Source organism: Draconibacterium halophilum (genome assembly GCF_010448835.1).
GTDB lineage: Bacteria > Bacteroidota > Bacteroidia > Bacteroidales > Prolixibacteraceae > Draconibacterium > Draconibacterium halophilum.
Genome location: NZ_CP048409.1, coordinates 4,059,801 through 4,081,542 on the forward strand (window position 1 = coordinate 4,059,801; position 21,742 = coordinate 4,081,542).

General features: G+C 40.6%; 24 protein-coding genes and 1 pseudogene. 8 read left to right on the forward strand and 17 right to left on the reverse strand.

The window, feature by feature from the left end; genetic code table 11:
- Window positions 1–8: 8 nt before the first annotated feature.
- A complete protein-coding gene (locus G0Q07_RS16450) occupies window positions 9–968 on the forward strand; it encodes an alpha/beta hydrolase (RefSeq protein WP_163348186.1) in 960 nt (319 codons plus the stop codon).
- The gene (locus G0Q07_RS16455) at window positions 965–1,798 is read left to right on the forward strand and encodes an endonuclease/exonuclease/phosphatase family protein (RefSeq protein ID WP_163348187.1); all 834 of its coding nucleotides are present in this window, start codon (window positions 965–967) and stop codon (window positions 1,796–1,798) included. Before G0Q07_RS16450 ends, G0Q07_RS16455 begins: the two co-directional genes overlap by 4 nt.
- Before the next feature lie 93 nt (window positions 1,799–1,891).
- On the opposite strand, the gene G0Q07_RS16460 is transcribed toward G0Q07_RS16455, so the two are convergent.
- Genes G0Q07_RS16460 through G0Q07_RS16490 form a run of 7 tightly spaced genes read right to left on the reverse strand, consistent with a single transcriptional unit; the run spans window position 1,892 to window position 3,873 of the window.
- Window positions 1,892–2,092 (reverse strand): helix-turn-helix transcriptional regulator, encoded by a 201-nt coding sequence (locus tag G0Q07_RS16460; RefSeq protein WP_163348188.1) that lies wholly within the window; start codon window positions 2,090–2,092, stop codon window positions 1,892–1,894.
- Window positions 2,092–2,496, reverse strand: coding sequence for a hypothetical protein (locus G0Q07_RS16465; protein WP_163348189.1), 405 nt, complete (start codon window positions 2,494–2,496; stop codon window positions 2,092–2,094). The genes G0Q07_RS16460 and G0Q07_RS16465 overlap by 1 nt, the downstream gene beginning before the upstream one ends.
- 17 nt (window positions 2,497–2,513) lie before the next feature.
- Window positions 2,514–2,609, reverse strand: a complete 96-nt coding sequence (locus tag G0Q07_RS16470) for a helix-turn-helix transcriptional regulator (protein ID WP_163348190.1) — start codon at window positions 2,607–2,609, stop codon at window positions 2,514–2,516.
- Window positions 2,609–3,013 carry a hypothetical protein gene (locus G0Q07_RS16475; protein ID WP_163348189.1) on the reverse strand — a complete coding sequence of 135 codons (405 nt, stop codon included), beginning with the start codon at window positions 3,011–3,013 and terminating at the stop codon, window positions 2,609–2,611. The genes G0Q07_RS16470 and G0Q07_RS16475 overlap by 1 nt, the downstream gene beginning before the upstream one ends.
- A 17-nt stretch (window positions 3,014–3,030) precedes the next feature.
- Complete coding sequence (locus G0Q07_RS16480) at window positions 3,031–3,126, reverse strand: helix-turn-helix transcriptional regulator (RefSeq protein ID WP_163348190.1); 96 nt, start codon at window positions 3,124–3,126, stop codon at window positions 3,031–3,033.
- Window positions 3,116–3,592 carry a hypothetical protein gene (locus G0Q07_RS16485; RefSeq protein ID WP_163348191.1) on the reverse strand — a complete coding sequence of 159 codons (477 nt, stop codon included), beginning with the start codon at window positions 3,590–3,592 and terminating at the stop codon, window positions 3,116–3,118. The genes G0Q07_RS16480 and G0Q07_RS16485 overlap by 11 nt, the downstream gene beginning before the upstream one ends.
- Window positions 3,593–3,594: 2 nt before the next feature.
- Window positions 3,595–3,873 carry a hypothetical protein gene (locus G0Q07_RS16490; protein WP_163348192.1) on the reverse strand — a complete coding sequence of 93 codons (279 nt, stop codon included), beginning with the start codon at window positions 3,871–3,873 and terminating at the stop codon, window positions 3,595–3,597.
- 387 nt (window positions 3,874–4,260) lie between these two features.
- On the opposite strand from G0Q07_RS16490, the pseudogene G0Q07_RS16495 reads away from it, so the two are divergent.
- A pseudogene (locus tag G0Q07_RS16495) lies at window positions 4,261–5,636 on the forward strand (alanine/glycine:cation symporter family protein).
- A 155-nt stretch (window positions 5,637–5,791) separates the two neighbouring features.
- Window positions 5,792–6,427 (forward strand): YkgJ family cysteine cluster protein, encoded by a 636-nt coding sequence (locus G0Q07_RS16500; protein WP_163348193.1) that lies wholly within the window; start codon window positions 5,792–5,794, stop codon window positions 6,425–6,427.
- Here G0Q07_RS16500 and G0Q07_RS16505 read toward each other — a convergent pair.
- The 8 genes from G0Q07_RS16505 to surE form a co-directional block, all read right to left on the reverse strand.
- Window positions 6,424–6,843 carry an acyl-CoA thioesterase gene (locus G0Q07_RS16505; RefSeq protein WP_163348194.1) on the reverse strand — a complete coding sequence of 140 codons (420 nt, stop codon included), beginning with the start codon at window positions 6,841–6,843 and terminating at the stop codon, window positions 6,424–6,426. The two genes, G0Q07_RS16500 and G0Q07_RS16505, sit on opposite strands and share 4 nt — an antisense overlap.
- A gap of 88 nt (window positions 6,844–6,931) precedes the next feature.
- Window positions 6,932–7,546: a fumarylacetoacetate hydrolase family protein gene (locus G0Q07_RS16510; RefSeq protein ID WP_163348195.1), complete on the reverse strand. Its 615-nt coding sequence runs from the start codon at window positions 7,544–7,546 to the stop codon at window positions 6,932–6,934.
- A 112-nt stretch (window positions 7,547–7,658) separates the two neighbouring features.
- Window positions 7,659–8,465, reverse strand: coding sequence for a 3'-5' exonuclease (locus tag G0Q07_RS16515; protein WP_163348196.1), 807 nt, complete (start codon window positions 8,463–8,465; stop codon window positions 7,659–7,661).
- Between the two features lie 74 nt (window positions 8,466–8,539).
- Window positions 8,540–9,667, reverse strand: coding sequence for a DNA polymerase III subunit beta (gene dnaN, locus G0Q07_RS16520; RefSeq protein WP_163348197.1), 1,128 nt, complete (start codon window positions 9,665–9,667; stop codon window positions 8,540–8,542).
- A gap of 125 nt (window positions 9,668–9,792) precedes the next feature.
- Window positions 9,793–12,201, reverse strand: coding sequence for a gliding motility-associated ABC transporter substrate-binding protein GldG (gene gldG, locus G0Q07_RS16525; protein WP_163348198.1), 2,409 nt, complete (start codon window positions 12,199–12,201; stop codon window positions 9,793–9,795).
- Between the two features lie 8 nt (window positions 12,202–12,209).
- Entirely contained in the window at window positions 12,210–13,355 is a 1,146-nt protein-coding gene (gene lpxB, locus G0Q07_RS16530; protein WP_163348199.1) for a lipid-A-disaccharide synthase, read from the reverse strand.
- Window position 13,356: 1 nt separating this feature from the next.
- Window positions 13,357–13,659, reverse strand: coding sequence for a hypothetical protein (locus G0Q07_RS16535; protein ID WP_163348200.1), 303 nt, complete (start codon window positions 13,657–13,659; stop codon window positions 13,357–13,359).
- A 1-nt stretch (window position 13,660) separates the two neighbouring features.
- Entirely contained in the window at window positions 13,661–14,434 is a 774-nt protein-coding gene (gene surE, locus G0Q07_RS16540; protein ID WP_163348201.1) for a 5'/3'-nucleotidase SurE, read from the reverse strand.
- Between the two features lie 201 nt (window positions 14,435–14,635).
- Between surE and G0Q07_RS16545 the strand changes: the two genes are divergently transcribed.
- The 4 genes from G0Q07_RS16545 (at window position 14,636) to G0Q07_RS16560 (ending at window position 19,263) form a co-directional block, all read left to right on the forward strand.
- Window positions 14,636–17,065, forward strand: a complete 2,430-nt coding sequence (locus G0Q07_RS16545; protein ID WP_203532583.1) for an alpha/beta hydrolase family protein — start codon at window positions 14,636–14,638, stop codon at window positions 17,063–17,065.
- Window positions 17,066–17,257: 192 nt separating this feature from the next.
- The gene (locus G0Q07_RS16550; protein WP_163348202.1) at window positions 17,258–17,749 is read left to right on the forward strand and encodes an aldo/keto reductase; all 492 of its coding nucleotides are present in this window, start codon (window positions 17,258–17,260) and stop codon (window positions 17,747–17,749) included.
- An 86-nt stretch (window positions 17,750–17,835) separates the two neighbouring features.
- Complete coding sequence (locus tag G0Q07_RS16555) at window positions 17,836–18,414, forward strand: hypothetical protein (protein ID WP_163348203.1); 579 nt, start codon at window positions 17,836–17,838, stop codon at window positions 18,412–18,414.
- Between the two features lie 66 nt (window positions 18,415–18,480).
- Window positions 18,481–19,263, forward strand: coding sequence for an alpha/beta fold hydrolase (locus tag G0Q07_RS16560; protein WP_163348204.1), 783 nt, complete (start codon window positions 18,481–18,483; stop codon window positions 19,261–19,263).
- A gap of 180 nt (window positions 19,264–19,443) precedes the next feature.
- Here the strand turns inward: G0Q07_RS16560 and G0Q07_RS16565 are convergent, their stop codons facing one another.
- Complete coding sequence (locus G0Q07_RS16565; RefSeq protein ID WP_163348205.1) at window positions 19,444–19,932, reverse strand: NADH-quinone oxidoreductase subunit NuoE family protein; 489 nt, start codon at window positions 19,930–19,932, stop codon at window positions 19,444–19,446.
- A gap of 48 nt (window positions 19,933–19,980) precedes the next feature.
- A complete protein-coding gene (locus G0Q07_RS16570; RefSeq protein ID WP_163348206.1) occupies window positions 19,981–21,732 on the reverse strand; it encodes an NADH-dependent [FeFe] hydrogenase, group A6 in 1,752 nt (583 codons plus the stop codon).
- Window positions 21,733–21,742 lie beyond the last annotated feature (10 nt).

The window sequence follows — 21,742 nt, forward strand, 5'->3', positions numbered from 1 at the left end:
AAAAATTTATGCATAAAAAGTTAAGCCTCGTTATTCTACTGTTTTTCCTGGCGGGTATCTCTTTTGCCCAGGAACGATATACCTCCAATTTATTTGATGATATTAGAGTAGAGACCGCAACTTACGCCACAAAAGACGGCGAAAATCTTGATATGGATATTTATCTTCCGCAAAACGACTACGAGCCTGAACGTGCCACCATTATTTATGTGCACGGCGGCGGCTTTAGCGGCGGAGAAAGAGATGGCGAAAACGTAAAATCTTTTTGTACACGTATGGCGAACTATGGTTATGTAGTAGCATCCATATCCTACCGCTTAACACGAAAAGGGAAACCGGAAGGTTTTGGCTGCGATTGCCCCGCAACCGATAAATTGAATACCATTTATTCGGCCAGCGAAGATCTTCAGGACGCAGCATTCTTTTTAATAGAAAACCGCCATCAGTACTCCATTAATCCACAACAAATTATATTATCGGGAAGTAGCGCCGGTGCAGAAACAGTATTATACACGGCTTATCAGCCACCTTATTGTTATGGATTGGATTCGGGTCCGGTTTCGTTTGCAGGAGTTATTGGCATGGCCGGAGCAGTTCCTGACACCACCGCCATTTATGATGAATCAGCAATTCCGTCGCTTTTATTTCACGGCACCGACGACAATCTGGTACCTTATGCCACTGCACCTCATCACTATTGCGATGAAGATAAGGCGGGTTATTGGATTATACATGGCTCAAAAACTATTGCCGAAAAACTCGACCAATTGGAAATTCCTTACTGGTTGCACACATCGTGTGGTGCCGCCCATGAAATAAACATTTCGCCTGTAGAAGATTATTTCGATGTAATTATTGAATTTTGTAAGCAGTTTGCCATTGAAAAAGATGGCGACCAGCGTCATACAATTATTAAAGGAAAACAAAACGCAGAAAAATATCCAACCTATAACTACTGTTCCGAATGAAACGAATAATTTTAAGCCTATTAATCATTCTTCCATCAATGCTAGTTGCACAGCAAATAAATGTAATGACATTCAATATCAGGATGAATACCGCCAGCGATGGAATTAATGCCTGGCCAAACCGTATTGAAATGGTAAACGGCTTACTGAATTTTTATGAACCTGGTATTTTTGGATTGCAGGAAGCTTTGTACGATCAGATTCTAGACATTGAAAAAGGCGTGCCTGAGTATAAATGGTTTGGTGTTGGCCGCGATGATGGCAATAAAGCCGGAGAGTTTATGCCTATTTTCTATAATACCAAGAAGTTTATTCTTGTGGAAAGTGGTCATTTCTGGTTATCGGAAAACTGCGATGACCCGGGACTAGGGTGGGATGCCGCCTGCAACCGTATTGTTACCTGGGGGAAATTTAAATCAAAAGTTACCGGAAAAAAATTCTTTGTTTTTAATACGCACTTCGATCATGTGGGTGTTGAAGCCCGCAAAAATTCAGCGAAATTGATTCATGAAAAAATGGAAGAGTTTACAGCGGGTTCCGGCTTACCAGTAATTCTTACAGGCGATTTCAACCTAAGGCCGGATGCACAACCAATAGCCTTGATAAAGCAATACTTGAGCGACAGCCGCGAAGTAACGAAAGAAGCACCTTACGGACCTGTTGGCACTTACAACGGATTTAAACCGGGTAGCGAAGGCGAAAACCGCATCGATTATATTTTTGTGAACGACAAAGTTAAAGTGTTAAAATATGCGGCCATCAGCGATACATATGAAAACCGATCGCCTTCTGACCATTTGCCGATATTTGTAAAGCTTCAGTTGAAATAAATAGTTCTCGCAGATGGTGCTGAATTCGCCAATTTTAAGCGAATAGATAAGGGGCTTATCTGCGAAGTTGCGTGTAAACTGCGAGAAATATTATTAATCAGAATCATCCAATTCAAATATTTCATTTACGGGTTTCTCAAAAATCTTTGAAATTTTAAGCGCTAAAACAGTTGAAGGTACATACCTCCCCTTTTCGATGGAATTAATGGTTTGGCGCGAAACACCAATAAGTTTTGCCAAATCGTCTTGTGTGAGGTTTTTAATGGCACGTTCTATTTTAAGCCTATTCTGCACTATCGATTCCTTTTCATTAACCCAAACATTCCAAAATAAAAGAGAAACATTGTTAAAAGTAATCCCTCTATTCCCATATCTTCAACTATAAATTCACCATCGAAAAGCAAACTAACAAAAGGACTTACCACTACATATCCCACTCCGAAAATGAAGGACGAGGCCAGCGCTTTTAGCCGGATTACCAACGTTAGTTCATCTTCAATCTTATCTCTTGTAAGTGCCAACAACAGAAACGAAAGTAAAACTCCCGAGCTCAAAATTGTTTTGGCAATTTCGTCATCAATCGCAATAACTTTAGTTACAGAAAGCGTAATAAGAAGTATGCTTAAAGCCAATAAGCTATAAGCCAATTTCTTAAATCTTCGGGGTAGTAAACGCAAATTATCTTGAGTTTTATTCATCACATATCAGCTGTAAATTAATGTATGGTTTGGCGCGAAACACCAATAAGTTTTGCCAAATCGTCTTGTGTGAGGTTTTTAATGGCACGTTCTATTTTAAGCCTATTCTGCACTATCGATTCCTTTTCATTAACCCAAACATTCCAAAATAAAAGAGAAACATTGTTAAAAGTAATCCCTCTATTCCCATATCTTCAACTATAAATTCACCATCGAAAAGCAAACTAACAAAAGGACTTACCACTACATATCCCACTCCGAAAATGAAGGACGAGGCCAGCGCTTTTAGCCGGATTACCAACGTTAGTTCATCTTCAATCTTATCTCTTGTAAGTGCCAACAACAGAAACGAAAGTAAAACTCCCGAGCTCAAAATTGTTTTGGCAATTTCGTCATCAATCGCAATAACTTTAGTTACAGAAAGCGTAATAAGAAGTATGCTTAAAGCCAATAAGCTATAAGCCAATTTCTTAAATCTTCGGGGTAGTAAACGCAAATTATCTTGAGTTTTATTCATCACATATCAGCTGTAAATTAATGTATGGTTTGGCGCGAAACACCAATAAGTTTTGCCAAATCGTCTTGTGTGAGGTTTTTAATGGCACGTTCTATTTTAAGCCTATTCTGCACTTCTTATTTTTGATTTGGTAACGTAATAATTCAATAAATACATTAACAACATAAATGTAATCACCTGAATGGCAGGAACCAATTCAAATTCATCGCCATGAATAAATTCAATGGCTGTAAAAATAAACACATAAGCGAAACCAAGAACTGTACTCCGATAAAACGATTTTAACCGAATAAGATTAGACATCTCATCTTCCTGTTTATCACGCGAGAAACAAATCAAAAATAGACCTAAATTTACAACTGTTAATCCAAGGTAGTTTTTACCTTCAATAAGCAAATTGGCATAAAATGGAATAGTAGCCGACAATAGTACAATAACAATTCCAACGATTTTTATCCAACGGGGAAATAATTTTAACTTTTTAAAAACCTCGTATTCACTCTTATCTGCAAAAAGCCACAAAAACATGCAGAGAAAAACAATTGCAGCTATTAGAAAGATTGTTGATTTTGGGTCCATAATTAATTATTCTCTTTTCGTAGTTTATAAAGGGTAAAATAAAAGTAGAGCGTTGCTATAAATAGTCCACCTCCCATAAATGCCTGAATGATAAAATTACTCCATTCTCTGCCACCGGAATCATTAATTCGAGAAGCCCCCAATGCACAACACATAGCAACAAAACTTACAAACGAATAGGAAAAGGCTTTAAACCTAACTTGTTCCGAAAATTCATCTTCTGTTTTTTGTTTCGAGAAGAATATTAAGAATAATGCCAGGTTAAAAACTGAAATTATCATTTCATTCTTGTTTACTATAGAGTTTCGAAAAATTAATATTGCCAACAAAGCAACAGTCGCAAAGATTAATGCCACTGTTTTAAACCAATTTGGCAATAAGCGAAATTTTCGCTCATATAAATCAAAATTTAAAGAAGAAGAAGGAATGATGTAATAAAGTAGTCCGATATAAATGCAAAAAACGATAATGCTGTAAATTTCCATTAGTGTAAACTTTACTGTTCAATATGACAAACATACTTTACATCTTATAAAAAGTCAAGTTTTCTTTACATTTTTTACAACATCTTTTTGAATCACAAGAAATAAAGCATTTTATCATAAAACATGACTTTTATCTTTCAGATTGCTGTTTGATAATTGGCAAGTTTTACATTTCTTAGCGGAATGTTTGAAAATATTGGCGAACTCATTATAAAAATCTCTGATGGAATTTGGGGAGCTCCTATACTTATCCTGTTGCTTGGCGGCGGGTTTTATTTTTTAGTTTATTCGCGTTTGGCGCCACTCCGTTACATCGGTCATGCCCTAAAAATCCTCACCGGAAAATACGACGATCCGAATGAAGCAGGGCAGTTGCGCCACTATCAGGCACTTTCTACCGCATTGGCCGGAACAGTTGGCATGGGAAATATCAGCGGTGTTGCCGTTGCCATTACCATGGGCGGACCGGGAGCCATCTTTTGGATGTGGGTTTCGGCATTGCTGGGTATCAGCACCAAGTTTTTTACCTGTTCGCTGGCGGTTATGTTTCGCGGTAAAGATTCAGCAGGCGAAATTCAGGGTGGCCCTATGTACTTCATCACCGAAGGATTGGGGAAAAACTGGCGCCCTGTAGCTGTCTTTTTCTCGCTTATGGCCATGATCGGTGTTTCACCGCTCTTTCAAGCTAACCAACTTACCCAAATGATTCGCGATGTAGTGTTAGTGCCGAATAACGTCGGAGGTTCATTTACTTCCGATCTTGTCACCGGAATTATAATCGCCATAATTGTTGGTCTGGTTGTTATCGGGGGAATTAAACGTATTGGTAAAGTTACCGGAAGACTCGTGCCCACTATGGTTGTTGTTTATACCATAACAGTTCTTTACGTAATTTTCTCACACCCCGCTGCTATACTTCCTGCCTTTAGAACCATTTTTGAAGATGCTTTTACCGGCAATGCAGTTTTAGGTGGATCGCTCGGTGCAATAATAATTACCGGTGTGCGGCGCGCGGCCTTTTCAAACGAGGCCGGATTGGGAACGGCGCCAATGGCGCATGGCGCTGCCAAAACCAACGAACCCATTCGTGAGGGCTGGTTGCCATGCTTGGGCCAATTATCGATACCATTATAGTTTGTACCATGACAGCCCTGGCCATTATTGTTACCGATACCTGGCTCGAAAGTAATGCCGATGGTATTACGCTTACTGCTCAGGCTTTTGATTCTGCCATCCCGATATTCGGTAAATATATCTTATCCATCTGTGCCATTTTCTTTAGCATGTCAACCATGTTCGCCTTTCCATACTACGGTGTAAAATGCCTTGGTTTTGTTGCCGGAGTAAAATACCAACACATTTATAACTACATTTTTGTGGCGGTAATACTTATTGGAGCCGTTTCAAACCTGAGGGTAATTATTGGTTTAATCGACATCTCCTTTGCCCTGATGGCCTTCCCAACAGTTATCACAACCATACTTTTATCGCCACATGTAAAAAGGGCTGCCAAGGATTATTTTGCGCGCTTAAAAGTGGAAAAGATAACCAAAACCTAATCTTCCTCCTGCTTGTTTTATGGCTACATCTCCCTCATAATGAATAACATTCAATAAAACACAGATAATTTTAAAGTAATGTTCAAAATCCAGTAGAATCTTCTCACTTGTGGGAAGATTCTTTTTGTTTTTGTATCTTGATAAAAATTAATCTTATGAACACAAACCTGCAATTTGAACAACTGGAAAAAGCCTTCTTTCACGATGGCTATCAACTGGGTATGAAGGCAGTTGAGGCGAATATGGAACAGGAAGCGTTGCACCAATCTTTAAAAGAAATGTATGCGGCAATTGACGGACTGATTGATTCGTTGTTTGTTTATGCCCGGCAACAAAACCAAAGTATCGATTGCAAACGAGGCTGCAGCTGGTGTTGCCACCAACCGGTTTTTGCGCTGGACTACGAGCTGGATTATTTAAAGGCCGCTGTAAACAAGTCTTTTGACGCTGAAACGATCTCGGGAATAGCAGAAAAAGCAAAACAAAAACAAACCAAACTGAGCCTTTTAAAAGGCGATGATCTGATGAATGCAAAACATCCCTGCCCTCTGTTAAAAGACAAAACCTGCATGGCTTACGATGCCCGCCCGATGGCCTGCCGCATTTATCTTTCGTCAGATGTGAAAAGCTGTGTTCACTTTTATAACCACCCCGATGATAAAACCACCTACCCTGCTCTTTTGGATATGCCCATGCGCCTGGGACGAATGATGAATGAAGGATTTAAAGCGGCACTAAAAACCAATGCTGTTGAGGCAAAAGAATATCGTATTGAAGAGAAACTAATCTAAACTTCCTCCAGCACAATTCCGGCCTCTTCAAATTTACTTTCCAGAATTTCAGGAGAAAGTGGACGGCCATTTTTTGTTAGTACCGAAGTAATACGGCCTCTTACCATCAGCTTTTCATCGGATTTACGAATTACCTCCTGTAAAAACACAATGCGCAAACGCCCTTGTTTACCAATCTTCAAACGTACTAAAAAATCGTCGCCGGGACGTAGCGGAAATTTGTATTCCAATTCGGCTTTTATAACCACCGCATCAATTCCATCGTCGTGTAATTGTGCAAAATCAAGCCCAACATGATTCAGAAATTTATGGCGCGTATGTTCCAGGTAATTCTGATAAACAGCGTTGTTTACAATGCCCTGAATGTCGCATTCGTAATCGCGCACCTGCATTTCAAGCTCAAATTGATGATTCATAAACAAAAAAATTAAAAAATAATGTCAGATAAACAATGAACAGATTTCTCACTTCATTCGAAATGACAATGCTTTGGCGGCTTCAGCCCTACTTCACTTCAAAGTCAAACAGCTTTTTGTCTTCCAGATATCCTTCCAAACGATCGCCAATAGCAACCGAACCAACATTTGCAGGCGTTCCGGTGTAAATCAGATCGCCAATTTTTAATGTCACGTATTTCGAGATATTTGCGATCAACTCATCAAAGTCAAAGATCATCAAACCTGAATGCGATTCCTGTACTGTTGCTCCGTTAATATCTAATCGGAAACCAATTGCTTCCTGATCGGGGAAAATCGTTTTGGGCAAAAAGGTGCTACTTAAAACTGCCGATTTATCAAAAGCTTTTGCTTTTTCCCAAGGTAATCCTTTAGCTTTTAATTGCGCCTGCACATCACGGGCCGTAAAATCTATACCCAAACCAATTTCGTTGTAATAACGGTGTGCAAATCGCTTTTCAATATTTTTACCAATGCGATTTATCTTCACCACCAACTCTATTTCGTGATGCACTTCGTTGGTCCATTCCGGAATATAAAACGGATCGTTGTTGCGCAGTAACGCGGTATCGGGCTTCATAAAAAAAATAGGCTCCTCAGGAATATCGTTCCCCAACTCTTTGGCGTGAGCCACGTAATTTCTTCCTATGCAAATTATTTTCATGATATTAAGCTTTTTAATTTCACTATCATTTCGAACAAAGAGAGAAATCTGTAACAACTTAAACAATACAGAAACAGATTTCTCAGTCGTTCCTCCTTCGAAATAACAAGCTTTACTTGCTCATCATTTTCAATTTCAATTGTGTAAGCACCTTTTTAGTATAAAGAGGGAATTCGCTGTTTAGAATCCAGCCAAAGTAGCCGGGCTGTTCCTGCAAAACCTTCTCCACCGGCACACCTTTGTTCTTTCCAAAATTAAAACATTCTACTCCATTTTCATCGTAAACAATGCGGCCAACAAAATCAACATTCCGATCGTACGAAGAGAATTCACTCAACTTATCTACATTGTTCTCAACGGGCGTCGATTTTTTCCCTTTGGGATCTTCATACTCCACTCCTTTGTATTTATCGAGCTGCGATTTTAATACTTCATAGGTAGCTTTTGTATCGGCCATTGCGCTGTGTGCATCGGTTAAATCCTGATTACAATAGAATTTGTATGCGGCTGCCAGTGTCCGTTTTTCCATTTTATGGAATATGGCCTGCACATCAATAAATTTGCGTTTTTTAAAGTCTACATCAACCTCGGCACGCAAAAACTCTTCGGCCAGTAACGGGATATCGAAACGATTGGAATTAAAACCGGCAAGATCACATCCTTCAATAAATTTAGCCAGCGTTTTTGCCACTTCTTTAAATGTTGGGGCGTCTTTTATATCCTCATCGTAAATTCCATGAATCAGGGAAGCCTCAATGGGAATCGGCTGTTCAGGATTTATGCGCATCAGTTTTTCTTCCTCTGTCCCGTCAACATTTACTTTTACCAGTGCAATCTCCACAATTCGATCCGTAACAATGTTAATTCCGGTGGTTTCCAGATCTAAAAAAACCAAAGCATTTTTTAAATGTAGCTTCATGGTGGGTATGAATTAAAAAAGGTACCCCAAAACAAGCGTTCCCGGATACCTTTTCGGTTTATCGTTTTACTTTTTTAAACGTTTATCATCATTGGCATCAACAGCATCAACATGTCTTCATCTTCCTCATTTTCTGCCGGAAGTAACAAGCCTGCCCGCGTTGGATCGCTCATTTCAACCTTTACATCGCTGGTTGAAATATTGGTAAGAATTTCCTGCAGGAATGTTGATTTGAAACCAATTTCAATTTCTTCTCCCTCGTATTCGCAATTGATGCGTTCAACTGCCGAAATAGAAAAGTCAATATCTTGCGCCGAAACCACCAACTGGTTATCCGAAATTGTCAGTTTTACAAGGTTGCTCGCCTGGTTTGAGAATACTGAAACACGTTTTACGGTGTTGAAGAAATTCAGACGATCGATGATCATTTTGTTTGGATTATTAGTAGGAATTACTGAGTTGTAAGTCGGGTAATTTCCTTCTACCAAACGGCTGATAAGTTTGTAGTTGCTTAAGGTAAAAAACGCATTCTTATCGTCGAATTCCAATTTTACATCAAACTCTTCTTTTGGCAACAGGTTTTTCAACAAACTTGCCGGTTTTTTGGGCAGAATAAATGAAGACTCGAATTCAGCCTTTGCATCCAATCGGCGGTAACGTACAAGCTTGTGCGCATCAGAAGCTACAAAGCTCATAAAGTCAGGTGTTAACTCAACGTAAATACCATTCATAACTGGGCGCAACTCATCGTCGGCGGTAGCGAACAACGTTTTTTCAATTCCTTTCTGAAGAACTACATGGCTAACATCAATAGACGATGCACCTTCCTCATCCAATTGTGGTTGCTCAGGAAAATCCTCGGCATTCTGCCCCATAATGCTGAACTTTCCATTGTCTGAATAAATTTCAACAAGATAAGATTCGCCATCAATCTGAAATGTCAGCGGTTGCTCCGGAAATTCTTTCAATGTATCTGTGATCAACTTGGCCGGAACTGCAACGGCTCCTTCGCCTTCAATATTATCCAACTCGAGGCTGGTAATTAATGTCGATTCCAGATCGGAAGCTGTTATGGTTAACTCTGTTTCGCTTAACTGAAACAAGAAGTTATCGAGAATTGGCATTGTACTTTTACTGCTGATTACCTTACTAATTGCAGAAAGGTGGCTCAGTAACTCGGTGCTTGAAACTACAAACTTCATTTATTTCGATTTATTTTTTTGAATTCGTCTTATTAATTGGTTCTAATTTACAACCAATCTAAGTACACGAATATACAAACTTTCATGAATTATCCCTACCGTGCTTCGGTTGATTTTACCCCATTTTATGAACGATTGTACCTGTACTTGCGAACAAGATTGTAAACCAGTGCGAAAACGATGACTAAAAGCAGCGGCAGCAATACATTGAGCCATTTCCAAAAGGCAGCTTCTTCGCGTAGTTTTACTTTGTCGAGTAAGCGCATTTTTAATGATCGGCCGCGCAGTTGCATAATCCCTTGTTTGTCATCGAGGTATGAAATGGCATTAATCAGAAATTCCTTATTACCGAAAACCTGCCCTGATACTTCATCAAAGCCAAGTTCCTGAATTTTAGGTGGATTGGTAGAATAATTCACTTTATTGGTTATCATTCCGCCGTCGGCAATCACGATCATTTGTGTTGGCTGACTTTCCGTAATTATATCGGCCGAAGAATAACCATAGGTTTCCACCATGCGGTTTTTGTAATTTGATGTAAAAACACCTTCCAATAAAACACCAACCGGAATATTCGACTGCGTAAACAACTCGCGTGCAGGTGGATTATTAATGTTTGCCAGACTTACCGAGGATGGAGCCTTTATTCGGCGCGCATATGGCGAAGTACTCAGAATTACCTCTTTACTGATTGTAGAATTGGATGAAACCGTATCGAGCGACGAAACAAATTCTGTTTTTACCCAGTTCAGATTTCGGCTAATAGGATGATCATCATTTGGTGTAAGCAGTGGCGAATAATACCACGGATTTGCCGTGTAACGTGGCGGATTTCCCGGCGCGGCTGTATTTACACGAATTTGAATACAGTTCACATCCTGCAACAATTCGTAATTTAAACGAACGCCATAACGAAAAAGCTGATCCCCTATATTCAAATCGTTTGGAAATGAATAGGTTTGAAATCCTTTGCTCAAACTGTCTAAACTTACCTGCACCGGATCGATCAGCCAAATTAGCTTACCGCCTTTCATCAGGTACTGATCGAGAGCTATTTTTGAAGTTTCGGGAAATTGTTTTTGTGGATTTGCGATCACCAAAATATCAACGTCCGAATCTTTAAGATCGACTGCATCCATCATATCGATTTCAAAATCAGATGAAAGTGCCCGCGCAATATCGGCCACTTCGTATTGATTAGCCTCATCGTGTCCTTGCAAGAATGCCAGCACTGACTTCTGTTTGCGCATCAGTTTTCGGAATGCATTTACCAACTCGTACTCGATGGTTTCCACCGAATGATTAAAGTTGTTTTCGTAGCTGGTATACGGATTATTTTTTAGAAAATTCACCGCCAGTTCTTTATTCTGATAACGAATAATTGCTCCGGGGAAGATAAATTTTGAAGCAATTCCCTGTTCTGTTTTATGTCTGAAACTAATACGTGGCACACCTTTATTTACCAAATCGTCAATCAATTCTTCCTGCTTATCGATATTCCCGATACTATAAGGATTAAACATACGCACCCGGATTGGAGCCGAACTGTATGCATTCAGAACAGCGATTTTCTCCAGTACTTCGTTTTGTATTTTCCTTAATCCTGGTTCTAACTCACCTGTCAAATACAACTCCACTTCTACCGGACCTTCCAAACCTGTCACCATTTGTTTACTAACCTCTGATAAGGAATAACGTTTTTCAGCCGTTAGGTCAATGCGGTATAAAAAATTGGATGAAATCGCCAGCACCAATAATACAACCACGGGAATTACAACAGCACGAACTTTTGCTTTTGTGGTTCGGAGCTTGCCTTTTCTTAGAATCAGCGTTGTCCCATACAAAAACAAAAAGGCCATCCCGATAAAATACAGGATGTCTCGCATATCAACCACACCTCGCGAAATGGAAAGGTAATGATCGTTAATGCTCAACCATGAAAACAACTGCTCTAACAGATACGATACTTCTGCTGACGCCACAAACTCGAAACCGAGGTAAAAAATAAACGACAATGACATCCCAAATATGAAGGAAACAATTTGGTTATCGGTGAGCGACGAGGCAAAAATACCTATGGCCACATATATAGTTGCCAGAAAAAACAGCCCCATAAACGATCCCCAGGTTGCACCGGTGTCGATACTTCCAACCGGGTTTCCCAACCAATAAACCGACAAAAAATACAACAAAGTGGGCAACAAAGAAAAAACAACCAACACCAATCCGGCCAAGAATTTTGCCATCACCATCTGAAAATCAGCCAGTGGCCGTGTAAGCAGAATTTCGATGGTTCCACTACGTTTTTCGTCGGCGAACATACGCATGGTAATTGCGGGCACCAAAAACAGGTACAACCACGGCGCCAACGTAAAAAGCCCCTGAAGCGTTGCATAACCACTTTCAGGAATATTATAATTACCCGGAAAAATCCACAGAAACAAACCGGTAACCAATAAAAAAACCAGAATGGCCAGGTAACCGATTAACGACCCGAGAAAAGTTTTTATTTCTTTTTTAAATAAGCTATACACCTGTATTCTTATGATTTATGTTCAGAATCCAAAGATAATAATTCAATCATTTTTTCCGCTGCCCGTTTCGAACACTCCGGCTCTCCCATTAGCTTTTGCATTTCCTGATAATCAGATAAAATTCTTTTTCGATACGTTTCATCTTCGAGTATACGATCCAGTTCTGCCGTGACTTTTTTAACGGTCATATTTTTTTGAAGCAGTTCTTTTACCGCCATTTTACCTAAAATAATATTAGGCAGCGACACCCAGTCAATTTTTAAAACTGCCGCCATAATGTAATGCACTAACACGCCACCTTCAACTTTGTAAAGCACGGTCTGCGGCACCTGAAACAAAGCTGTTTCCAAGGCTGCTGTTCCCGAAGCTACCAAAGCCGTATGCGCGTTATTCAGCAAATCATAAGTAGATTCGTAAAGCACTTTTATGTTGCTTCCCTTTAAAATTTCGTCATATAATTCTTTATCGACCGACGAAACTCCGGCCAACACAATCTGGTAATCATTCCGGCCTTCAACAGCCTTTTTCATTACGGGCAGAGTTCCTTTAATCTCCTGCACACGACTGCCGGCCAGCAAAGCAATTATCGGGCGGTCATCCAAATCATTTTTTGCTTTAAAATCGGCCTCCGACTGCGCTGTTTTTTCGAATTCCTTAATCGAATCAAACAGCGGATTCCCGACATAATTTACATCGATGCCGTGCTTTTTGTAAAACGCTGTTTCAAACGGAAAAATAGTAAATAGTTCATCAACAAAAGCACGCACTTTTTTTACGCGGTATTCTTTCCACGCCCACAGTTTTGGTGAAATATAATAGTAAACTTTTATGTTGTTTTGTTTGGCAAACTCGGCAATTCGCAGGTTAAAGCCGGGATAATCGATCAGGATGATAACATCGGGTTTAAAGTTGAGCAAATCTTTTTTGCAGAACTCCATATTTTGTTTAATGGTCCTGATATTCAGGATCACATTCACAAAACCCATAAATGCCATTTCGCGGTAATGCTTCACTAACTCGCCACCAACAGCCTGCATTTTATCGCCGCCAAAAAAACGAAAATCAGCTTGTTTATCGGCAACCTTCAATTCCTTCATCAGATTTGAACCGTGCAAATCGCCCGATGCCTCGCCGGCTATAATGTAATACCGCATATTAAACTGCTCTTGAAATTAACACCACAAAGGCATAAAGAATTGTAGCGCCCAAAACTCCGCGGGCTGCCTTTTCGTATTTTAATTGCAGAAAAATCCAAAAGGCTCCAACGTTAGTAAAAACACACAAGCTTCCTAATTTAATGAGTGCCTGCATACGCCACATTCCGGCAATGTATTTTGTGAACGACATATTGTCTTCGCCAATCAGGTAAACGATAAAAAAAATAACAATGGGTAGCCCCAGACCGGTAAAAACACCAAGTCCAATTTCGTCGTATTTATTCTGTTTTCTTTTTTGCATATTAAAACTTCCACAACTTAATTTGCTCCATGGTTTTATAGCAAGTCATATCAACCCGAACGGGAACCACCGTTGCAAAATTATTTTTCAGCGCAAAAACATCGGTGTCTTCCGCTACTTCATCAAGATTCTGAAAATAACCGGAAAGCCAGTGATATTCCCGTCCATGTGGATCGGTTCTTTTTTCAAACTCTTCCATCCATTTTCCGTGCGCCTGCCGGCACACTTTAATGCCTTCGGGTTTTCCTTTCGGAATATTCACATTTAAACAGGTAAATGCGGGAATACCATTTTCAATAACATTCTGAAAAACACGAGCCACAATCAATTTGGCTTTCGAAAAATCAGCATCTGAACTGTAATCTTCCAGCGAAAAACCAATAGACGGTACACCATGCAAACCACCTTCAATGGCAGCTCCCATTGTTCCGCTGTAAATAACACTTATCGATGAATTGGAACCGTGGTTAATTCCTGAAACCACATAGTCGGGAGTTCGCTGGAGAAGACTGTTAAAACTAAGCTTTACACTGTCAACCGGAGTACCGTTACATTTATAGGTTGGCACACCATGTATATTTTCTACAGGTATTGCCCGCAGCGGTTGATCAACCGTGATTCCACATGCTTTCCCCGACATAGAAATCTCGGAAGAAATGACCACAACATCACCAAAAAACTGCATTACCTCCACCAGTTCTCGCAGTCCTTTTGCATGAATTCCATCGTCGTTTGTAACCAATATTAACGGTTTTTCAGAATCGTCTTTTTGCATGAGAACAAAGATAATTAGAAATTACTATCTTGTGCCATCAAACCAATAATATACCTATTATTCGAATATTTCATTTCCTGTATAGGGCTTGTGAACATTTTGTAGCATTTTTTATATCTAACTTTTCTGTTGATTGATGCTCAGAAAATTTAATGTGATGAAAACAATTCTGGTCTAAAAATATATTCTTAAAAAAGTTAAATGATGAAATCTTTGAAAAAACTCACTACATTTTGTATTGTTTCTCTCCTATGTTATGGAGCTGCTGCCCAAGTAGATATCGGATACCAAAAACCACCTAAAGAAATACTGGAGTTAATAGATGCTCCGGCAGTACCTTCGGCGGTTTTCGATGCCAAAAATGAAAATATCGTTTTGCTGCATCGTAATCAGTTTAAAAGTATTGCCGAGTTGTCGGAACCCGAATTACGTTTAGCGGGATTACGTATTAACCCGGTTACCAATATTGGCAGCAGAACACGTTATTACTCCCACATTTCGCTTATGAAAGTTGGCGAATCGGAAGAAATTGAGGTTGGCAATGTCCCAACAAGCGAGCGCCTTGCCAATTTTACCTGGTCACCCGACCAAAGCAAGATGGCTTTTACCAACACCGTTAACGAGGGGGTTGAATTATGGGTGCTGGATATTAACAAAGCAGCATGTAAAAAGCTAACTGATGCGAAACTTAACGCAAATATTGGTTCTGCATTTGAGTGGTTTGAAGACAACAACCAGCTTCTTGTTAAAATGCTGCCGACCGACAAAAAGCTTCTGATAGATAAAGCTACTGCTGTACCAAGCGGTCCAAAAGTTTCGGTTAGCGATGGCGAAGAGGCACAAAACCGTACTTACCAGGATTTGTTAAAAGACAAGGCCGATGAGTTCAACTTCAAACAATTGGTTCGTTCAACACTTTACACTGTTGATTTGGAAGGAAATACTTCGCAATGGAAGGAAACAGCCATGTACACCGGATTGAGTTTTTCTCCTGATGGTGAATATATTTTAGTTTCAACGCTTGGTGAGCCTTTCTCGTATATTGTTCCTTATTATCGGTTCCCATCTAAAACTACCATTTACGATAAGTCAGGCGTGCTGGTAAAGGTAATTCGCGAAGTTCCGCTGGAAGAAGTTCGGCCAAAAGGATTTATGTCTACCACTAAAGAAATGCGCAGCCTGCGCTGGCGTGCCGACAAACCGGCAACTGTTTTTTATGTGAAAGCACTTGATGGAGGCGACCCTGCTGTTGAGGTTGATTATAGAGACGAGCTGTTTACAGTTGACGCCCCGTTTAGCGGTGAACCAAAATCTATTCTAAAAACACAACAACGATTTGATCGGATTATTTGGGGAAACGATGCTATTGCAATTGCTACCGATGAGTGGTGGAATACCCGAAACGAAAAAACATATCTCTTCAGCCCAGGCGATCCATCAGTGGGTCCGGAAATTCTTTTTGACCGAAATTCAAACGACCGATACAATGATCCCGGATCGTTTGTAACAACAAAAAACGAATTAGGAACTTACACGCTCGAGATGGGTAAAAACACATTATATCTTACCGGGCGTGGTTATTCTGCGGAAGGAAGGCGCCCTTTTTTCGATGCCTACGACCTTAAAACAAAAGAAACAGAACGCTTATGGCGTGCCGACGGAGAAACAACTTTAGAAAACATTATACGAGTTATTGATGCGCAAAAAGGTGTACTGTTAACGCGCGTTGAAACCAGCACACTATATCCGAATTACTACATAAGAAACATAAAAAAACGTATTGCGCCTCAGCCGGTTACCTTCTTCAAAAATCCATACCAAAGCATTGCCAACATTCACAAAGAGATTATTAATTACAAACGTAAAGATGGATTGGATTTATCGGGAACGTTGTATCTGCCGGCCGGTTACGATATGGACAAAAAAGAAAAGCTACCAATGATAATGTGGGCATATCCGCGCGAATATAAAGACAAATCAACTGCCGGACAGGTTACCTCGTCGCCACATACTTTTACTTACCCGTCGTACGGATCGATTATTTTTTGGGTAACAAGAGGCTATGCCGTTCTCGACGATGCCGCCTTCCCAATTGTTGGCGAAGGAGATAAAGAACCCAACGACAGTTTTCGCGAACAACTAGTGGCAAATGCCAAAGCGGCTATTGATGCTGTTGACGAACTGGGTTATATCGATCGTGAACGTGTTGCTGTTGGCGGCCACTCATACGGTGCTTTTATGACTGCCAACTTACTGTCTCATTCCGATTTATTTGCTGCCGGAATTGCCAGAAGTGGTGCTTACAACCGCACGCTTACTCCGTTCGGATTTCAACGCGAAGAAAGAAGCTACTGGGAAGCGCCTGAAGTTTATTACACCATGAGTCCGTTTATGCATGCCGACAAAATGAAAACACCATTGTTGCTTATTCACGGAATTGCCGATAACAACTCCGGAACTTACCCGATGCAAAGCGAGCGCTATTTTAATGCCTTGAAAGGTTTGGGAGCCCCGGTTCGTCTGGTAATGCTACCAAAAGAAAGTCATGGCTACTCAGCTCGCGAATCGATTTTGCATTTGCTTTGGGAGCAGGATCAATGGTTGGAAAAGTATGTAAAGAATAAGAAATAAAAGCTTTTTAAACGAGGAAAAAGTCCAAAACTGGTTCAAACTTGTTTTGGACTTTTTTTTGTTTCAGAAATTGTTTAACATTTTCTTCAACAACATTCAATTTCCAAGATTATTTAAAAGTCTACCTTTGTCGTTCGTAAATAAAAAATTAATGGCACTGTTATGTCCGTAATTCTAAATAAAAAAGAGGGAATGCAATACCGTCGCTTTGGGAAAACAGAAAAGCACTTGAGTACGGTAACACTGGGAGGCATGCGCTTTAAACATGGCTGGGACGAACCCCGGCGTGCTATTCCTGAAGACACGCTGGACGAATGTTTAAACACCGTTCAACTGGCATTTGATGCGGGCATTAATCATATTGAAACAGCCTGGGGCTATAAAAAAAGCGAAACCGTTTATGGCAAGGTTTTAAATGAGGAGTTAATGATACCTCGCACTTCATATCATTTAATGACCAAGGGAAATCCGCTAACAGCGGATGCCACCTACGAAATGGTAGAAAATCAGTTGCGCGACTTGCAAACCGATTACCTCGACTTTTATGGCTGGCACGGAATAAATACGCCCGAATTACTGGAGCAAAGTTGCAAAAAAGGTGGCCCGGTTGAAGCCCTGCTAAAGTTAAAAGACGAAGGAATTATAAAACATGTTGGTTTTAGCACACATGGCCCCTGGAAGTAATTGTACGTGCCATTGAAACCGGATTGTTTGAATTTGTCAACCTGCACTACTACTATTTCAACCAACGAAATTTAGCAGCGGTGCAAATGGCAGAAGTACACGACATGGGCGTTTTTATTATTTCGCCAAACGATAAAGGAGGCCAGCTTTTTAAAGTTCCTGCCAAAGTAAAAGATGCAACCTATCCGTTAACACCAATTCAGTGGAATGCCCGGTTTTGCCTGAATAACCCTGCCATTCACACGCTCTCGTTTGGCATTACCGAAAAAGAACATTTTGAAGAGATGAAAGGTATTTTCCCCACTACATCGCCATGGAGCCAAAAAGATTATGAAACGAAAGTGAAATTAGATAGTTTCGTTCATGATGATCCGTATGCAGCTTACGATGGTTTTGAACTACAAAATGATCCTTCGGGAATAAACATACCGGAAGTACTGCGTTTACGACGACTTTGGAAAGCATACGATATGATCGATTTCGCTAAATACCGATACAAAACGTTTAAAGAAAAAAGCCACTGGTTTCCGGGCGAATTGCCAACGCAAAACAACCTCGACAAGATAAACACCTCAAAAGTTCCGGCACACATCCCGCTAAAAGAGCTGCTTGCCGAAACACATAAGAACTTGTATAAAGTAGAATATACATTAGCAAAGTCTTAAGGATTTTTAAGTTTTCAACAAAAAAAAACCTTTGTTGTTATTCTATAATAGTTTTATTTTTGCAACATGCTTTATAACAAAGTATTTCCACATAAGACCTCAAAAACCTGGGTGGTGTTTGTACACGGCGCCGGAGGAAGCAATGTGGTATGGTTCAGACAACTGCGCGATTTCAAGAAACATTTCAATGTGCTATTAGTTGACCTTCGCGGGCACGGCAAATCAAAAAAAGAATACACCAAAGAAGAGATTTACGCTTTCGATGAAATCGCCTTGGATGTTATTCGCACAATGGATCATCTGAAAATTGAGAAAGCACATTTGGTAGGCATTTCGTTGGGGTGCATTGTAATTCGGGCTATGGACAAACTGGCTCCGGGTCGTGCTGAATCAATAATTCTAGGTGGTGCAATAGTACAATTTAATTCGCGTATTAATGCACTGGTATCGGTGGCCAAATTGTTTCAAACTATTTTCCCTTACATGTGGCTATACCGGATTAATGCCTGGATACTGATCCCGTATAAGAAAGACATTGCATCGCGCAAGCTGTTCATTAAAGAAGCTATTCGTCTGGGCGAAAAAGAGTTTAAAAAATGGCTGTGCATGTCGACCGAAATTAAGGATAACTTACAGGAATTTCTGATTAAAGAAGCATCAGCTCCGGTACTTTACCTGATGGGCGATCGCGATCACATGTTTTTACCAACAGTCTCTAATTTGGTAAAAAAGCATTTTAACTCAAAACTGGAAATTATAAAAAACAGCGGTCATGTTTGTAATATCGACCAACCCGATGCTTTTAACGAACGCAGCATACAGTTTATAAAAAGTATTTCTGCTACCTAGTTCACTCCCCGTTACGGCACCAAAAAAAATTACACCTTCCATAATTTATTGCTTTAGCTAGATTGAAACCAGTGCCTGGATGCTAGCTACGATAATCCTGCAGCCACAAACAAAAAAATCCCCTCGCAGAAAATACGAGGGAACTGTTTCATTTATGCAGTAATTATTAGCTCCGGAGAACTAGCATTTAATTGCCTGATATTCGGCGATAATCTTTTTCACATCGGTTGGAGCAACACGACCGTACACTTTTTCTCCAACTGTAACAACAGGCGCCAAACCACAGGCTCCCACACAGCGTAAGCAGTTGATGGAAAATTTACCGTCTTCAGTCGACTCGCCCACTTCAACTTTCAACTGGCGTTTAAATTCGTTAAGCACCTGCTCGGCACCGCGAACATAACACGCCGTTCCCATACAAATTGAAATTGGATTTTCGCCCTGAGGAATCATCGTAAAAAAGCTGTAGAAAGTAACAACACCATATACTTTTGCAACCGATGTTTTAAGTTCTCGGGCTATTACTTCCTGCACTTCGGCCGGCAAATAACCGAACTTGCTTTGCACCTGATGAAGCACATTTATCAGCTCGTTTTCTTTATTTTCAAATTCAACACAAATATCTTTTATCAGTTGTACTGTATTTTCTGCTAATTTAATTTTTGGCATGATTGACGTTTTTAAAATTTAAACATTCAAAAATTCTTGCATTACTTCCTAAGTCCTGTCGAAATACTCCGTATGCAACAGATGATGTGCTTTATCGCTCATCGGTTCCCCCAGGAACTTTTCGTACAACTCAATAATATGTGGATTCTCGTGCGACTTGCGCAGTGTTTTATTCTTGTCTTCCTGATACAGGGCAGCTTGGCGCTTTTTCAGAATTCCTGCATCGCCGTGGTGATAAGGCTGACCGCCACCACCAATACATCCGCCGGGGCAGCTCATAATCTCAATGGCATGAAACTCGCTTTTTCCTGCCTGAATATCTTCCAGTAATTTCCGGGCATTACCCAAACCGTGCGCAATACCAATTTTTATTGGCAATCCATCAAAATCGATAGTCGCTTCCCGAATACCTTCCATTCCACGCAACTCATCGAAATCAAGATGCGGCAATTCTTTTTTCGTATGAATTTCATACGCCGTACGAACAGCCGCTTCAATTACACCGCCTGTTGTTCCGAAAATTACACCTGCTCCTGTTGATTCTCCCATTGGATTATCAAAGTCTTCGTTGGGCAATGACTTAAATTCAATATTCGATAATTTTATTAAAGCTGCTAACTCCCGGGTTGTTATGGCATGATCCACATCCGGGTTATCGTTGGTTTTAAATTCATCGCGACCGCATTCGTATTTTTTTGCCACACAAGGCATAATCGAAACAACAACCAGATCTTCTCGTTTAATTCCCAACTGATCGGCAAAATAAGTTTTGGCAATAGCGCCAAACATTTGCTGTGGCGATCGTGCAGTTGAAGGAATATCTTTCATTTCCGGGAACTGATGCTCAAAGAATTTCACCCACGCCGGACAGCACGAAGTAAGAATAGGAAGTTTTACATCTTTATCGCCTGCCAAATGTTTTCCCAAACGATTCAGCAACTCGGTTCCTTCTTCCATAATGGTAAGGTCGGCGGCAAAGTCGGTATCAAAAACATGATCGAAACCCAAACGGCGCAAAGCAGCTACCAGTTTTCCGGTTACCAACGAACCGGCTTCCATTCCAAACTCCTCGCCCAACGCTGCGCGCACGGCAGGAGCTGTTTGAACAATTACGGTTTTTGTAGGATCGGAAAGCGCACGAATTACTTTTCCGGTTTCGTCAACTTCGGTTAATGCTCCGGTTGGACAAACAGCCACACACTGGCCGCAATATGTACACACCGAGTGATCGAGGTTCATTTCGAAAGCAGGTGAAACAACCGATTCGAAACCACGATTAATGGCCGATAAAACACCAACGGTTTGCACTTCGTTACACATGGTTTCGCAACGGCGGCACATAATACATTTGTCCACCTCGCGAATAATGGCCGGCGAAGTATCTTCGCGGTAAGTCGACTGCTCACCTTTATAATGAATTTCGCGAATTCCGAGGTTGTGCGCCATGTCCTGCAAATCGCAGTTGCCTGATTTGGCACAGATCAAACAGTCGAAAGGATGATCTGAAAGAATCAACTCCATTACTGTTCTACGCGCATTAATCACACGCATCGAGTGCGTGTTGATCTTCATGCCTTCACTCACATCGGTGCAGCAAGCCGGTGCCAGGTTTCTTCTTCCTTCCACCTCCACCACACAAATGCGGCAGCCACCCGGTTTGTTTTCAATATTCAGGTCTTCAAGTTTCATATGGCACAGCGTTGGAATATGCATGCCAACACCCGATGCCGCTTCAAGAATTGTGGTTCCTGATTTTACCACAACCGGTTTATTATCTATCGTAAGATTTATTGTATCCATAATTTCCAGG

Excerpts from the sequence above, each read along its gene's own strand:
- G0Q07_RS16450 (WP_163348186.1), top strand. The coding sequence starts at position 9 with ATGCATAAAAAGTTAAGCCTCGTTATTCTACTGTTTTTCCTGGCGGGT.
- G0Q07_RS16455 (WP_163348187.1), top strand. The coding sequence starts at position 965 with ATGAAACGAATAATTTTAAGCCTATTAATCATTCTTCCATCAATGCTA.
- G0Q07_RS16465 (WP_163348189.1), bottom strand. The coding sequence starts at position 2,496 with ATGAATAAAACTCAAGATAATTTGCGTTTACTACCCCGAAGATTTAAG.
- G0Q07_RS16475 (WP_163348189.1), bottom strand. The coding sequence starts at position 3,013 with ATGAATAAAACTCAAGATAATTTGCGTTTACTACCCCGAAGATTTAAG.
- G0Q07_RS16485 (WP_163348191.1), bottom strand. The coding sequence starts at position 3,592 with ATGGACCCAAAATCAACAATCTTTCTAATAGCTGCAATTGTTTTTCTC.
- G0Q07_RS16490 (WP_163348192.1), bottom strand. The coding sequence starts at position 3,873 with ATGATAATTTCAGTTTTTAACCTGGCATTATTCTTAATATTCTTCTCG.
- G0Q07_RS16500 (WP_163348193.1), top strand. The coding sequence starts at position 5,792 with ATGAACACAAACCTGCAATTTGAACAACTGGAAAAAGCCTTCTTTCAC.
- G0Q07_RS16505 (WP_163348194.1), bottom strand. The coding sequence starts at position 6,843 with ATGAATCATCAATTTGAGCTTGAAATGCAGGTGCGCGATTACGAATGC.
- G0Q07_RS16510 (WP_163348195.1), bottom strand. The coding sequence starts at position 7,546 with ATGAAAATAATTTGCATAGGAAGAAATTACGTGGCTCACGCCAAAGAG.
- G0Q07_RS16515 (WP_163348196.1), bottom strand. The coding sequence starts at position 8,465 with ATGAAGCTACATTTAAAAAATGCTTTGGTTTTTTTAGATCTGGAAACC.
- dnaN (WP_163348197.1), bottom strand. The coding sequence starts at position 9,667 with ATGAAGTTTGTAGTTTCAAGCACCGAGTTACTGAGCCACCTTTCTGCA.
- lpxB (WP_163348199.1), bottom strand. The coding sequence starts at position 13,355 with ATGCGGTATTACATTATAGCCGGCGAGGCATCGGGCGATTTGCACGGT.
- G0Q07_RS16535 (WP_163348200.1), bottom strand. The coding sequence starts at position 13,659 with ATGCAAAAAAGAAAACAGAATAAATACGACGAAATTGGACTTGGTGTT.
- surE (WP_163348201.1), bottom strand. The coding sequence starts at position 14,434 with ATGCAAAAAGACGATTCTGAAAAACCGTTAATATTGGTTACAAACGAC.
- G0Q07_RS16545 (WP_203532583.1), top strand. The coding sequence starts at position 14,636 with ATGATGAAATCTTTGAAAAAACTCACTACATTTTGTATTGTTTCTCTC.
- G0Q07_RS16550 (WP_163348202.1), top strand. The coding sequence starts at position 17,258 with ATGCAATACCGTCGCTTTGGGAAAACAGAAAAGCACTTGAGTACGGTA.
- G0Q07_RS16555 (WP_163348203.1), top strand. The coding sequence starts at position 17,836 with ATGGCAGAAGTACACGACATGGGCGTTTTTATTATTTCGCCAAACGAT.
- G0Q07_RS16560 (WP_163348204.1), top strand. The coding sequence starts at position 18,481 with ATGCTTTATAACAAAGTATTTCCACATAAGACCTCAAAAACCTGGGTG.
- G0Q07_RS16565 (WP_163348205.1), bottom strand. The coding sequence starts at position 19,932 with ATGCCAAAAATTAAATTAGCAGAAAATACAGTACAACTGATAAAAGAT.
- G0Q07_RS16570 (WP_163348206.1), bottom strand. The coding sequence starts at position 21,732 with ATGGATACAATAAATCTTACGATAGATAATAAACCGGTTGTGGTAAAA.